At 70.2% G+C, this 14,318-nt stretch carries 8 protein-coding genes; 4 read left to right on the forward strand and 4 right to left on the reverse strand.

Annotated features, from left to right (window positions below):
• Nucleotides 1-46 precede the first annotated feature (46 nt).
• Genes AB0Q96_RS19440 through AB0Q96_RS19455 form a run of 4 tightly spaced genes read right to left on the reverse strand, consistent with a single transcriptional unit; the run spans nucleotide 47 to nucleotide 4,972 of the window.
• Entirely contained in the window at nucleotides 47-1,390 is a 1,344-nt protein-coding gene (locus AB0Q96_RS19440) for an AAA family ATPase (protein WP_365326967.1), read from the reverse strand.
• Nucleotides 1,387-2,898: a hypothetical protein gene (locus AB0Q96_RS19445; protein ID WP_365326969.1), complete on the reverse strand. Its 1,512-nt coding sequence runs from the start codon at nucleotides 2,896-2,898 to the stop codon at nucleotides 1,387-1,389. Before AB0Q96_RS19445 ends, AB0Q96_RS19440 begins: the two co-directional genes overlap by 4 nt.
• Nucleotides 2,895-4,019, reverse strand: a complete 1,125-nt coding sequence (locus tag AB0Q96_RS19450; RefSeq protein WP_365326971.1) for a hypothetical protein — start codon at nucleotides 4,017-4,019, stop codon at nucleotides 2,895-2,897. The genes AB0Q96_RS19445 and AB0Q96_RS19450 overlap by 4 nt, the downstream gene beginning before the upstream one ends.
• 53 nt (nucleotides 4,020-4,072) lie before the next feature.
• Nucleotides 4,073-4,972, reverse strand: a complete 900-nt coding sequence (locus tag AB0Q96_RS19455) for a hypothetical protein (protein ID WP_093436642.1) — start codon at nucleotides 4,970-4,972, stop codon at nucleotides 4,073-4,075.
• Nucleotides 4,973-5,315: 343 nt separating this feature from the next.
• On the opposite strand from AB0Q96_RS19455, the gene AB0Q96_RS19460 reads away from it, so the two are divergent.
• The 4 genes from AB0Q96_RS19460 to AB0Q96_RS19475 all read left to right on the forward strand — a co-directional run bounded on the left by AB0Q96_RS19460 (nucleotide 5,316) and on the right by AB0Q96_RS19475 (nucleotide 14,318).
• Complete coding sequence (locus tag AB0Q96_RS19460; RefSeq protein ID WP_365326972.1) at nucleotides 5,316-6,737, forward strand: PD-(D/E)XK nuclease family protein; 1,422 nt, start codon at nucleotides 5,316-5,318, stop codon at nucleotides 6,735-6,737.
• Nucleotides 6,734-7,930, forward strand: a complete 1,197-nt coding sequence (locus AB0Q96_RS19465; protein WP_365326974.1) for a hypothetical protein — start codon at nucleotides 6,734-6,736, stop codon at nucleotides 7,928-7,930. The genes AB0Q96_RS19460 and AB0Q96_RS19465 overlap by 4 nt, the downstream gene beginning before the upstream one ends.
• Nucleotides 7,923-11,369 carry a signal recognition particle gene (locus AB0Q96_RS19470; RefSeq protein ID WP_365326976.1) on the forward strand — a complete coding sequence of 1,149 codons (3,447 nt, stop codon included), beginning with the start codon at nucleotides 7,923-7,925 and terminating at the stop codon, nucleotides 11,367-11,369. Before AB0Q96_RS19465 ends, AB0Q96_RS19470 begins: the two co-directional genes overlap by 8 nt.
• Nucleotides 11,370-11,438: 69 nt before the next feature.
• Nucleotides 11,439-14,318 (forward strand): DUF3962 domain-containing protein, encoded by a 2,880-nt coding sequence (locus AB0Q96_RS19475; protein WP_365326977.1) that lies wholly within the window; start codon nucleotides 11,439-11,441, stop codon nucleotides 14,316-14,318.

Consider the following 14,318-nt stretch of genomic DNA (forward strand, 5'->3'; position numbering starts at 1 on the left):
GCGCGCTGCGCCCTACGTACAGGGCGAGCTGAAGGGCGGCCTATAGCTATGGACGAGCTTGTTTCTCCAGGTAGTCCATGACCACTTGGTGCGCCCGCCACCCGTCCGGGAACTTCGGTGGTACGTCGAGGTAGACCGGGCTGCTGCGGGGATGCCGGTCCAGGAGGTCGGTGATGCCAGCGCGGGCCACGACGATGCAGGCGAAGCGGTGGCGGGAGAGCAGGACGCATAGGCGACCGGTTTCCAGGTGGAAGGCGGATGCATCCTGACGGCCGGAGAGCGGGTGCCAGACCAGTGTGACGTCGAACTCGCGGCCCTGGATACGGTTGGCGGTGTCCACGGTGATGTCCGTGAGACCCCGCGTCTCCAATCGCGACCGTACCGAGTCCGCCTGGATCGTGCGGGCGGCGCCGATCGCGATGCGGGACTCGGTGAGCGGCTCTCCGTTCACCAGTGCCCCTCGCTCCAACAACCGGGCCGCCGTTTCTGCCAGGGCTTCGGCCACCTCGGGGTCATCGTCGAGGGTGTGCCGAGACGGAAGCTCAAGCAGACCCCAGCCCGACCCGGCCGCGCAGGCGAGGACGGCGTCCGACGGTGTTGCACGGTGAGGTGCGGTGCCGTAGGTGAGGACGCGGTCAGCCGCCTTGGTGCCGGAGATGAAGGAGTAGAAGGGATAGAACGCCTTCTGCACGAGAGGGGCTGCCATCTCCGGCAGCCGCCAGGAGACCGGGAGCTCGTGTCGCAGCAGGTCGGAGTTGTGCGCCAGCGCCACGTCGACGGCGTTGCGCAGCGGGTCCCAGGTCAGTCCCTGCCAGCGGTCGGTGTCCACTGTGGCGAAGGGGTCCAGCTGCCCGGGATCGCCGACGAAGAGGACTTGTGAGTCCTTCTCGGAGAACAGCGGTGCCGTCGCCAGCAGCGCGTCCGACCGCATCTGGTAGGCCTCGTCCACGATGGCCCAGCGCCATGGCGCGCACTTCTCGCGGGGGACGTGCGACCACTTCTTGGCAGTGGAGACGACGACCGGCAGCTCGCGGAGGGCGGGTGCCTCGTTGCTGCCCCGCACGTTGGCGTGCCGGCGCACCCGTTCGGGCAGGACGAAGTCCTTCTTGTGGAGGCGGCCGACGGGGAGGTCCGGGTATTCCCGGGCGATGTTGTCGACCAGGTCGTCGACCTGTTCGTTGGTCTGCGCGACGATCATCACCTGATGGCCGGTCGATGTCAGGTGGCCGGTGGCGCGCTTGACCAGCGTGGACTTTCCCGCGCCCGGTGGAGAGTCCACCACGATGCCGCGTCCGGTGGCCGAGTCCAGGCCGGACAGCACGTCGGCGACCGCCCGGTCGGCGAGGGCGCCGGGTGACGTGCCGCTGTCGGGTTCCGGAGTGGCTGTCATTCCCAGACCTCTTCCGCGTCCTCGTCGGTGGGTTCGTACGGCTGTGGCGGACCGCCGTGGGTCCAGGGGGTGTCCTCCTCAGCCGGGAGCGAGGACGGCATGTTCTTGGGATCGATCGACGTGAAGGTGACCGTCTCGCCGAGGTCGGCCATGGTCCCCTCAGGCGCGGGCGGCTTGCGCTTGTTGCCGAAGCCACCGTTCAGCTGGATCAGCACGGCGGACCCGGCTCCGTCGGGGGCGATGTTTAGGATCTCGGCCTTCTGCCTCGGTCTTGCCGGGGACTTGACCGCCGTCCCCACCGCCATGGACACGGGAATTTCGCAGTGCACGGTGATCGTCGGGCGCCACAGCGGGGATCCGGGCCGCGCCCCGGGGATGGTGCGCTCTTCCTCCCGGGCCGTGACCACGCCCGTGAACGCCTCGCCCGTCAGTTCGTACTCCGCCATCACCAGCGGATCGTCATACGCGCGCCCGGCGTCGTACCGTTCCTGGGCCTCCTCCATACGGGCGAGGCGACGGGCTGCCCCCACCGCGTGGTCGCGGCGGGCCTGCGGGCGCCCGTCGTCGTCCAGATAGGTCGCGTACTCACCGAACAGACGCCGGTCGTATGCCCGCCGTTCGGCGACGTGGCCCCCGGCGGGAAGCTCGCGCAACAGGCGGACGCCGTGCCACATCAGCTGCCAGGTCGGCAGCATCTGGGCATGCAGCTCGCGGTCGATGGTGCGAGCGGCGGCGTCCCGCGCCCGCTCTCCGATTGCGCCGTCGTACTTCGTGATCAGTTCGTCGAGCGTGCGGTCGAAGACCGGGTCGGTCGCCGGCCCGGCGGGCGGCCACGCCGCGGGGTCTTCGCGCTCCCGGGCGGTCTCGGCCCCGGTGCATCCGGCGGGGGGATCGATCCAGCCGAGCAGGGACGCCAGGTTCGCGTTCTCGGTGGGGCTCTGCCCGGTGGCCCAGTGGGCAGAGAGGGACCGCGTCATGGCCTGGAGCAGGGCGGAATCCGGGAACTCGGCCCGGTCGGCGAACCAGGTCAGCCACTTTCCGAGCAGGGGTACGGATGGGGAGACGGCATGCGGACCATCTGTCGCGCGCAGCCGGGTCAGACGGCCCAGTAGCCGGATGTACGTGATCCCCCCAGCGTTCGGGACGAGGAGCTGGGGTGCGCGCAGGGGCCGCTCCCGCTCCTCCTTGTCCTTGCCGCGCCCGACCGTGTACGGCTCTTTCGGCGCGGCGCGGCATTCCTCGAAGTAGGGCAGGAGGAGGTCCGCGAGGCTCTCGACGAAGCCGAAGCGCTCGGTTCGGTCGTGGGGGCGGCGAACCGTCAGAAGCGCCGGGTGGTCGGGATCCGTCCCGGCGAGAGCTGCGAGTGGCGCGCAGGCCTCGCCGGCGAGGGTGAGCGGGATGAGGACGAACGGGGTGTCGTCCACATGCTCGTGGCGCACGGTCGTCAGCCGCTCGGCGTATTCCGACGTGGATGCCCGCAGGGCGGCCACCGTGGCGATGATGCTCACGCGGTCGCACCTCCACGCAGTCGACGGAGTCGTTCGGCGGCCCGCAGCCGGATGATGACCGCCTCCTCGGCGGGGCCCGGGGCGCTGGTGCCGTCGAGGTGGCGGAGGGCGGTCCGGGTGGAGTCGATGCCGGGAAGACTGTTGCGTACCACTCCACCCAGTCGGGCCGGGGAGGCGCAGTCAGTGGCCTCGTCCCGGCAGTAGCGGGACATCTCGCAGAACGAGAGGCAGTCGGGGGTGAAGCTTGCGTCCAGCTCCCGCATCGTGGCGTCGATCTCGGCCTTCGGTCGTTCGGTGTCGAGCGTCGCGTCGGGAGAGAGGGCGTGGGCCAGGTCTTCGGCCCGGCGCAGACGCGATAACTGGAACCGCAGGGCGTCGAGTTCCTGGCGGAGGTCGATCAGCTTTCCGTAGGGCCGGTTGGAGAAGTCCTTAGGGCAGATGAGAAGGAACCTGTGGGCGATCGCCTTGGGATCGAGGCCGAGTTCTGTGAAGGTCTGCCGCAGGGCGAGGACGCTGACCGCGGCCTGTTTCGTGGTCTGGGCGACCGCCGAGGGGTTCGCCTGGCCGTCGATGGCCGGGAAGGAGCGGATCTCCACCACGTAGAACTGTCCGCCGGTGCGGTGGCTGAGGGCTTGCGGTATCACGTGGGCGGTCTGACCGGCGACCTCCAGGGTCAGGACGGGGCGGTCCAGGATCAGCCGCTCGTCGGCGCCGGCCGCCAGGCGGTTCAGAAGCCGCCGACTCTCGCCCGCCCGCACCGCGAGCGAAGCGTCGCCGCCCACCTCGGTCAGATCGGCTACCGCGGCTTCCTCGACGGGGACGTCGAGTTGCTCCCGGAGCAGGCGGATGAGCTCCGCGTAGCCGCCCCATTTGACCAGGGCCTCGAAGCTCTGCTCGCGCCGGATCGCGAAGGGGGACTGGCCGAAACGCGGCTCATGGCCCAGGCGTTGGGCGAGCAACGCCTTGTCCACGCCCGCTGCGTCGAGTACGGCGCGGCGGGAGCAGGCCGGGTTGGCCGTGAGGGCGGTGATCTTGCGTGCCGTGTACTCCTGTGGAGGTCGCGGTCCGCGCAGGACGGCGAGTCTTCCCGGAGAGGGGGCAGAAGGGTGCTGCGGAGGCATCTTCTCTTCTTACGCGGAATTCTGTGGCGGCACCGGAGGAATCCGGTAGTCGGTCAGATGGTGAAGCCGGCTGAACCGCGCAGGGCATCGTGCAGGGGCGGGGCCCCGAAGAGCTGCTGTACTTCTGTGAGTTGGCCGCGTGCGCGGTCGGCGGTCGTGCGACGCAGGGAGTAGTCCGCCTCCTGGTGCACTGCGGCCTCCGTGCGTGCTGCGGAGATCACGCGTTCGGGGTCGATTTCCTCGTCGTCGTACGCGCCGGGGATGTTGAGCGCGAAACGGCGCAGCAGTTGGCGGGCTGCGCCGGAGGGCGCGTGTCCGGCGACGTCGAGCCGCAGGATCTGCTCGGCGGTGCCGATGGCGTGGACGAGGAAGTCGGCACGCGGGCTCAGTGGGCCGACGATGCGCTGCTCCAGGGGCCAGACGGATACGGCGAGGAGACCGCGGGCGGGTGTGAGCCGGTCGTGGGTGAGGGCGGCACAGATGTAGTAGGGGCGGGCGTAGCCCTGTGCGGTGAAGGACCTTTCCTCGTCCCGGCGGAGGGAGGCGAGTTTCGTCGCGACCAGCGGCTCGGTGAAGAAGGCCTGGTATACGGATGAGATCAGCTTGGGCGACGCGGGAGCGCCGAGCAGGGTGAGCGCCTGGTGCACCTGCTCGCGGACCGGGACGGCGCCGTGGGTGGACTGCTTCCCGTGGGCCTGGAGCCGGAACGAGGATGCGGTCCCGGCGGTGGTGGCAGGTGCCGGGGACCCGGCGGGTGAGGAAGGAGCCGCGGCAGGTGGCGCGGCCCCCTCCGCCTCCTCGGCGTCGAGGGCTCGCTCCCACGCGGCCTCCGCCTCGCGCAGTTCGGCGCGGATGCGGGCGGTGGCCGCGTTGTCGCGGGCGCGTCGAGCCTCTCGCAGGAGGGCGCGCAGGCGCGACAGGCGTTCCTCGAGCTCCTCCAGCGATGCGGTCATGGGCGCACTGTATCGCGGATCCCTTTGATTTCCAATGTTCTCCAAAGAGTTCCAAAGTTGTGCGCTATGCTCGGCGGCACGGCCTCGGGGTTCACGACGGCCGGCCTGACTCCGTGCTTCGGCCGGGAGGGGGAACGACATGACGTGCGACGTGCCGTGGCGTGTGCCGCAGTGGATGACGGGGGACGAGGGGCCGGTCCGGATCGGGCCGGGCACAGGAGGGGGAGCGGACGAGCCGCATGTCTGCCCGGCCCGCGACGCGGCGAAGGCCCGGCCAGGACTTCGGGCGCGGGTGCCGTCGCAGCTTCCCCGGGAAGAGCACGAGACCTTCACGCTCGGTCCCGTGTGCGCGGCACTGGACCGGATCGAGTTCGGCGGCGCCACGGTGGACGAGGCGCTCGGAGCCCTGTCCGGCCACCGGCCTGCTCTGCACGAGGGGCACCGGACCTACGTGGAGCACGCGGTGCGGCAGTACACGAGCCAGGGGCCGGACGCCTTCGTGCCCGTCCAGCCGTACTGGGCGGTGCGCAAGGACAATGGTCGGCGCTGGGAGCTCTACGCATGGTGGCGCCGCTACCAGTCGGCCGACGGCACGGTGCGCGAGTACCGGCGGCTGAGACACGGGGACGCCCGTGCGTCGAGCCGGGGTGAGATCGCGGTCGCCGCGTACACCGCGGCGTTCGGAGCCGACGCGGCGTGGCCGCGCCGCTGGAACCAGGAGTTCGTGATCCACGGCTCTCCCGGGCCCGTCGCGAGGGTCAGGATCATCGAGATCGGCCTGGGCGACGGATCGCGGACCGTTCAGTTCGACGGAACTGCGGAGGAGGCCAAGGCGTACTACGAGGCGCACGGCGGCCCCCACGTGAGGAATGTGGTCAGGGGCGGTCCGGAGCGCCCCGGGGCGGCCTGCTTCGACTGCAAGCAGTTCACCGGGTGTGAGGCGGTGCCCCGGTCTCCGGGGGTACTGGCACTGCCCTCCCGCCGGTTACCGCTGCGGAAGGTGTCCATCAGCGACCTCAGGTACCACGCCGCCTGCCCTGCGCAGTCCCTGCTGCGCTCCCTGCACCTGCCGAAAACAGGCGAGTACAGCGACGCGGCCAAGCTCGGCCAGGCCGTGCACGGTTGGGTCGAGGCGCTCCACCGCCGCACCGGCCCCATTGCCTGCACGCGCGGCGACATGCCCCCGCCGGGGGAGAACTGGACCGCCGGCCGGTGGAGGGTCCCGGACGAGGAGGCGGAGACGGGCCGCGCCATGCTCCTGCAGCATGTGGACTCGTGCCCCTTCCAGCTCCCCGAGGCCATCGAGCGGGTCGAATGCGAACCGACCCGGGTGTTTCACGACACGGCGGCCCAGGCGCTGGTCGTGGCCAAACCCGACCTGCTCTACAGGGAGGACGGTTCCTGGGTATGGCGGGAGCTCAAGACCACCCGCACTCCTGCCCGCATCGGCAAGGATCCGTTGGACGCGTATCCGCAGCTCGCCCTGGCCGTCGTCCTGCTTGCCCAGGGGGAGCTGGGCGGTGACCCCTCCGGATCGAGGGTGGAACTGGAGGTCCTCCGTCCCTATGGATCCGACCCCCACGTCATCGACCCGATGGACGCGGAGCGCCTGGCCAAGGCGCGAGCGGTGCTCCGACGGTACGCCGGCCCCTGGCGCGAGGACCGTGCGTGGGAGGCACGGCCGGGCGGGCACTGCCACCAGTGCCCGGTCTCGCGGTGGTGCCCGAGCGCCCAAGCCCCTGCCGACGCGGAGGAGAAGGCGTGATCACCCAGACCCCACCGAACTCCGGGGCAGCCCGATCCGGCCTGGTCTCCCGACCGTCCGCGGGCTCGGACGAACCCCTGCTCCGGGATATCGCCAGTGCGCTGGTCCGTCTGTCCCGGCAGCGCGGCGTGCCCCACCCGATCTATCCGGCCCAGGTCCAGAACGCCTACAACCGACTCGTCCTGCACTGCCTGCGGCACGGAGTCGAACCGCCGGGCAGCATTCCCGAGATGGTGCGCTGGGCCTGCGAACGACCGCTGACGGGCTGGCCGCTGGACCTGCCTCCCGAAGCCCGTGGGGCCGCCGGCACGCTCGTGGATCCTCAGACGAGACTGCCGCACCAGCTCTGCCTCGAGTGGGAGGTGGATGCGGCGGACCCCGCCGCAGAGATCTTCGAGAACCAGCGCATGCTGGAGGCACTCACCGTATGCCGGGCAGCAGGCGATCCTGCGGCGTACACCGCCTTCCGGTCCCTGCTGACCACCCGGCCCGTACTCACCGGCGCGGAGCTCGCCCTGCTCGGCGGGGACCCGGAGTGCGGACTCCTGCTCCACCACGTCATCAGACAGTGCTACGAACCCGTCCCTGCGACCTATCGACGCGACGGCGGGTACCAGCAGTGCGGACGCTGCCGCTGCCTGATGGTGCCACTGCCCGGCGGAGGTCACCGCTGCGAGCTGGACCGCTGCCGCCGTGACGCCACCGCGGCTGTCCCCGTTCCGGTACGTCCCGACCGCAGCGGGCTCCACCAGCTCAGCCGCCCCCTGCGGATGTTCGTCACCAGTCCGGGCCTGGCAGAGAACGACATCGGGTCAACCCTCAAGAGACGCTTCGGCATCGACGCCGAGATGTGGCCCCAGTTCGACGCGTACGACTTGCGCGTCCCGCTGCCGGGAGGCCGGTACTGGGCCGTGGACGTCAAGGACCGGGTGAACCCGGTTTTGCTCGCACGCACACTCACCCGCTTCCGGGCCGACCCGCCCTTCGACCGAGCCTTCCTGGTCGTGCCCCGCTATCGATTCCGCGAGAACGAGGCGTACGGACGACAGTTCCGCCGAAATCTTCCCGAAGGTCTGGCAGGGAATATCACCCTGCTCGACGACCGGACCTTCCTGCGTCTCGTGGCCGAGCAGATCGCCGACCGGACGGAAGCCGCCGGATCCCCTCGCCGCCAAGGAGACCACCATGCGTGATCGCAGCAGCTGGCACCGTCGTTGCTCCCGCCAGCTCACCGATGTATGGCCGGATGACCTCGGTGCGTTCCGGGTCGCCGATCTCCTCGACGTCGAACTGGGCCTCTATCTGCTGCAGAGCGTGGCGCCCACGCGCGCCGCACTCGACGTGTGGCCCCTCCTCGGCGGATACCCCCACAGCGAAGCGCTCGGGGACGTCCGCTCCGACGAACAGCGGCTGCGCATCCTGCGCGCCCGCCACCACCTGTGGGTCCTCAGACGCGGGCACGCTTGGTCTGAGGCGCTGGAGTCGTACCTACGCGTGCCGCAGCAGCTGCGCGGATACGACCTCGAAAGCGTCGACGCGGTCCCGCGTCGACGCGTACCCGCCCGGGCAGCGCGTCGTTTCGAGGTGTTCGAAGAGCTGCTCACCACAGGACCCGAGTTCGCGACCCGCCGTGTTCCGCTCGCTGGGTCGGGCGAGCACACCTTCCGGGCCCAGGACCGGCTCCACTCGGTCGAGATCACCGACGACCTGCTGCTCGGCGCCCTCCCCAGGTCGCACGCCCTCGACGCGGCACCCGCCGGGCGCGGGGAACCCGTGGACGTGACCTGGGAAGAACTCGAGTCGGTGGCCGCAGCCATGGACGCGAAGGAGGAGGTCATCGGCGGCTCCCGAAGCGGATGGCGCGGTCGACTGAGCCGTGTCCGGTTACTCGTCCGGGACGAGGCCCTCGGTCGGTTCACGCGGGGCGAGCGCCTCAGGATCGACCAGCTGCTCCACCTCGTCGGCATGGTCGGTGCGGGCAAGTCGACCCTCCGCGACATCCTCACCTACCACCTGGTCACCCGGACGTCGCGCCGTGTCACCCTGGTCGTCGGCGACGTCGCCGAAACCCTGGCCGTCGTGGAGCTGTTCAAGCGGCTCGGGGTAGCGGCGGCACCCATCCTCGGCCACTCCACGCGAGAGCGGAACATCGGACGCCTGCACCGCCGCACCGCGGTGGCGGGCGCCGACACCATGCTGGGACACGACCACCCCGGCTTCGCATACCTGAGCAGTGCCTGCCCCGTGGACGTGCTGCGCGGCATGGAGGCACGCAGGCCCCTCGGCATCAGGGAAGCCCCGTGCCTCGGGCTGTACCCCGCTGTGGACCAGGAAGAGACCCCGGACGATCCACTGGTCGAAGCGGAGAACCCGGCCGGCCGAAGGTCGCGCCCCAAGCCCCAGCGGAAGCTGTGCCCGCTGTGGAACCGCTGTCCGAGACATCGCGGCGCCCGGGACCTCGTCGATGCCCGCGTCTGGGTTGCGACCCCCGCCGGGCTGGTGCACAGCTCCGTGCCCCAGCACCAGCACGACGAGCAGATCCGTTACCTGGAACTCGCCTGCCGACTCAGCGACCTGATCATCGTCGACGAGGCGGACCGCGTGCAGATGCAGCTCGACACCGTGTTCGCCCCGGCCAGCACCCTCGTCGGCACCTACCCGAACTCCTGGTTCGACGAGGTCGCCGTCCACAAGTTCCAGCAGATGGCCCGAGACGGGCGGCTCCAGCTGTCCGAACGCGACGTCGACGACTGGACGAACGCCGTCAACACCGTGAGCGCCGCCACCGACCGGCTCTATTCGCTCCTGGTCAAGGACGGGGAGCTGCGGCAGTGGATCAGCGTCGACTACTTCAGCGCGTTCACCCTGCACAACCTGCTGATCGACAGCTGGTTCCCCGGACGGGACGCGGGCGACCAACCACCGCCCGCGGCACGGCTGCTGGACGAGGCGTTGCTGCGGTTCCGGGACGACCCCCTGCACGAGCACGAGAGCACTGGTGACGGCGACCAGGTGACCCCCCTGGTCAACACCTTCGTCCACCTGGCCCTCGAACTGCTCCACGCCCCCCAGGGCGCCCGCACCCGGGAACGGCTCCGCTCCACCCTCACTGCTGTCGTGGGCCACGACTCCGGAGTCCTCGACCGGATCGACGTACAGGCCCGACGCTTCGAGTTCACCCTGCTCCTCGCTGCGCTCCACAGCCGACTCGACTTCATGACCATCCTGTGGCCGCGCGTCGAGGCCGCACTCCACCTGGAGAACGCGTCGAACGTCCTCTCCCGCAGACCTCCGAAGGACTACGAGGCGGTCATCCCCGAATCACCGATGGGCAACGTCCTCGGCTTCCAGTTTCGCCTCACGGACTCGGAGCGCGACGGTGACCGCAGCGGTGAGCTGCGCTTCTTCCACTGCAACGGTGTGGGGCGCGAACTCCTCATGCGAATGGGCGACCTGTGTCGGGTGGACAGTCGACCCGCCCCCCACGTTCTGCTCATGTCCGCGACCAGCTGGGCCGGCACTTCCAGCCGGTACCACCTGCACGCCGATGTGGGAGCCGTGCTTCGCCCGCGGGACGAGGAGGTCGAGGCCGTCCTCGGCACCGAGTTCCGCAAGGAGTTCCTCCACTGGCCGGGCAGCGAAGGGCCGCGGCCCCTGCGGCTGTCGGGCTGCCCCCCGAAGGAGCGGCCCCAGGCGCTCGTCGAGATGCTCCGGCAGCTCGCGGTTCCTGACCGCAGCCTGCCCGGCGCGTCCAGTATGCTCGACACCGAGCTGGACGAGATCCCCGACCAGGATCGACGCCGCATCCTGCTCCTCGTCGGCAGCTACGACGAGGCGCGGCGCGCGGCCGAGTACCTCAACGGGATTCCCGAGTGGAACGGCCGTGTCGTCCAGCTCGTCTCGGACGACGCGGACGCCGACACCGCCTGGGCCCGGCTGCCGGAGGACCCCGCGGTGCGCACCCTCACCCGAGGTGACGTGCACTCCTTCGCGAAGATCGGCGGCGAACTCCTGATCGCGCCGCTGCTCGCGGTGGAACGAGGGCACAACATTGTGCTGAGCACGGGCAAGGCCGCGATCGGCAGCGTCTACTTCCTCGCCCGGCCCCACCCGCGGCCCGACGACATCGCCCTCGCCATCCAGTCGATCAACGATTGGGCGGTACGCCAGCTCCGGGACACCGGAAGGGTCTTCACACAGGCGACGCTCGCGGCTGCCACGCCGCACCAGGCCGCCATCGGGTTCCGTAGTCGCGCCCGCCGCCAGTGGAACCGGTACCTCACCCGCCGAATGGCCTGGTCCAGCCTCCGGGACGACGAGAAGGTCGCCTTCACCTGGGACCAGCTGGTCGTGATGTGGCAGGTGATCGGCCGCCTCGTACGTGGCGGTGTGCCTGCCAGGGTGGCCTTCGTGGACGCCGCCTTCTCACCCCGCGAGGCGGGATTCGAGGCTGTCGACACCCCGGACACCAGCCTGCTGGCGAGCATGCGCGCCGTGCTGGCCCCCTACTTCGACGAGCCCGGCATCGTCGCTCAAGGTGCCGAAGCTCCGCCGGAACCCTCTCCGATCGACAAGTCGCTCGTCCGCGAGCTGTACGAGCCGCTCTACCGCGCCCTCGTCGACATGGGCTGAGACCGCGGCTGCCCGCCCGCACCCAGCACCCGTTCCCGCACCTTCCTCCGATCTGAGGAGACTCACAAGATGGCGTACCAGCACGTACGGACCGCCTCGTACATGCCTGACCCGGCACAGGGAACTTTCCCCGTCCTACGGCACACCCTCTCGCTGCCCGCTCACTGGGAGGAGCCGCTCGGCCAGCTGCGTGACCATGGCCGGCCGGAAGGGCGGTGGCACGGCCCACGCCGCATCCCCACCCGGGAGATCAACCAGCTGATCCGCACCACCGCCCCGGACGTCGTCACCGTGGCGTCCAACGCCACCTTCGGAACGGACTCCCCCTGGCTCTACTGCACCGAGCCGTTTCCCACCCCGGTGACCAACCTCTACGCCGCCACCTGGCTCAGAAACCTCCCCCGCCATCCCGATGATCCGGACGCACGGCGTCTGCTCGCGGAGTGCTTCCGCGAGCTGGACACCGGAAGCCTGACCTGGCGCGCAGACACCATCGACCTGCTCGAACAACAGCCTTCTCCCGGTGGCACCGCCAAGCCCACCCGTCTGGTGTACCGACTGCTCCCCGACGAACTGGCCGCACGCATCGCACGCCAGGGTGCCTACGAGCACGGAGGCCGGCAACTCACCTTCCACCAGGTCGCCGGCGCCGGCGGCGGGTACGACGCCGGAAGCAGCAGCGCGGAACTGATGTCGTGGCCGCCGATCGAATACCGACCTACGGGTAGGGGCGGCGAGCGCAAGCCGTCGTACTACGCGGCCACCCTCCGCGTCGGCGTGCGCACCGTCCCGTTCTCGCCGGTTCCTCGGATTCACCTCAGCGCGGGAATCCGCCGGTTCGTCACCGGAAAGGTCTGGATGCCCTTCCGCAAGGGGGTCTCGGTCTACCTACTGCCAGAGATCTCGCTCGTGCCGGACGCACCGGTGTCCCGGCGACTCTCGGTTGCCATGCTGCAGTGGCGCAACGGGACCACGGATTGGAGGCAGGGCGGCCCCAGTGGCATGCTCGCCGCCGTCGCCGCGCTCGACGGGCTCCCGTCGGTGGATCGACTGGTCAAGGAGGCCGACCACTGGATCGGGGACGGGAAGGACGGCATCAGGCTGGCGGTCGGCCACCAGGCCGCCATGGGCAGACACCCCATCGGGACCGGACTGATGCCCAGTGAACGCCGCCGTCTCATCGAGTGGGCCGAGCAAGCGCTGGCCCCCGAGTTCGTCCCCGCCCCGAAGCTCCAGCGCAGCCGGTACGGTCGCCCGCCTGTCAGACAGCTCACGAAGCGGCCCTCCATGCCAAAGAACGCCACCACCGAAGAGCTCGCCGCCCTCCTGGAACGGACGGAACGGACCGCGGCGGACAACGCGCGGGTGCGGCGTGCGGCGCTCGCCGCGACGCTGGACGGCACCGATCTCGTCGGCTTCCTGGTTCACCAGACCGACGACCAGCGGGACAGGCTCGTCGCCACCGCCGAGAGCGCGCTCGGACTCACAGAGTTTCGGCGTGAACGAGGACCGGAGACATGGGTGTGGGAGGCCGAGGAGCTCACCGTGCGGCTCCACGCCCACCCGCTGGGCGAACTGGGATCCCCGCTCGGAGCGGAGGACCGGCCGCCGCGCGCGGGACAGGAACACGACCAGGCCATCCGTGAGCGGCGCGGACGGGTCGCCGAGGCGATGACCCGCCTGAGGGAGCAGGTGCCCGGGGCTCGGATCGCCCTTGTCGAGCTGGAAGGAAGCGAAGCGTTCCAAGGTCCCGCGAGGCGTACCGACCCCAAGTACGCGATCCGGCTCGGGTGCGCGGACGCAGGCTTGGTCACCCAGTTCATCCGCCCCCTGGACACTGCAATGGACACGGCTGACGCCGAGAAGGACGCTGCCCTGCGGGCCGAAGCGGCCTGGGCGGACGGCCTTCGTCAGACCGGGATGCGCCTGGTGCCCCAGCACACTCTCGGCGATCGCATCCCTTCCGGTCTGAACCAGGTGGCCTTCCATCTGGTCGAGCGCCGGGTCGACGGTCCCACGGGCAGGGCACAGTTCACCCCGATCGCCGTGCTGCTCCGGCCGGACGCACCATGTGTCCTCGGACGGACCGCGGACACCTCGGAGTGGATGCCCTACCCGGACCTGCTCCGGATCCTGACCGGACGAGTGCGGGGGAATGATCTGAGTACCTCGGCGCAGCAGTCGGCAGTCACGGCTGCCTTCATCAGGAGGACCCTGGCGAGTCTGCGCGGCACGCCGACCCTGGTCCTGTCCCACGCACAAGACGTGCGCAAGCGCTGGCCGTGGCTCACCAACGGCGGGCTCGAGGTGGATCGGATCGGCCTCGACGGGGGCCCCGCGCAGCGAATCGGTCTCTACGGCAAGCACCTCCGGGTCGTCAGGGTCGCTGACAGCGGCCGTGACGAGACGCCCCAGTGGTGGGCGGAACGGGAGGAGCGCGAGGAAGAGTTGGCCGGGCAACAGCGGGGCGGCTTCGGCATGGGACTGTGGGTGCCCGACGAGCCCGGAGCCCCCGGCCGCGTCTTCTACAGCACGGCGGACAAGGCGAGCACGCAGACGAAGTTGACGAACGACGACGCGAAGCTGACCCCTCACGTCAACCCCGTCGGCCGGAGCGCCCACCGGCCGACGGTGAACGCGTGGAACCCCGAGCTACTGGAACTCACCCTGGCCTGCCTTCAGCCCGGCGACGACCCCGAGGCATGGGCCGCGTTCGTCCACCAACAGCGCATCTGCAAGGACGACTACCGGGACGTGCTCGGCCTGCCGCTCGCTCTCCACCTCGCACGGCTCGCGGACGAGTACGCGCTGCCGCACGACGAGGAGGAGGCGGTGGACCCGACGGCGGGGCCGATCGCGGCGCCCGTCCCCGGAGACGGGTCCGGGCAGCTCACCTTTGACTTCGACACGGACGAGGACAGTGAGGACCAGGCACATGGCGACGTGTAG

The organism is Streptomyces sp. NPDC093111 (assembly GCF_040683955.1).
GTDB lineage: Bacteria > Actinomycetota > Actinomycetes > Streptomycetales > Streptomycetaceae > Streptomyces.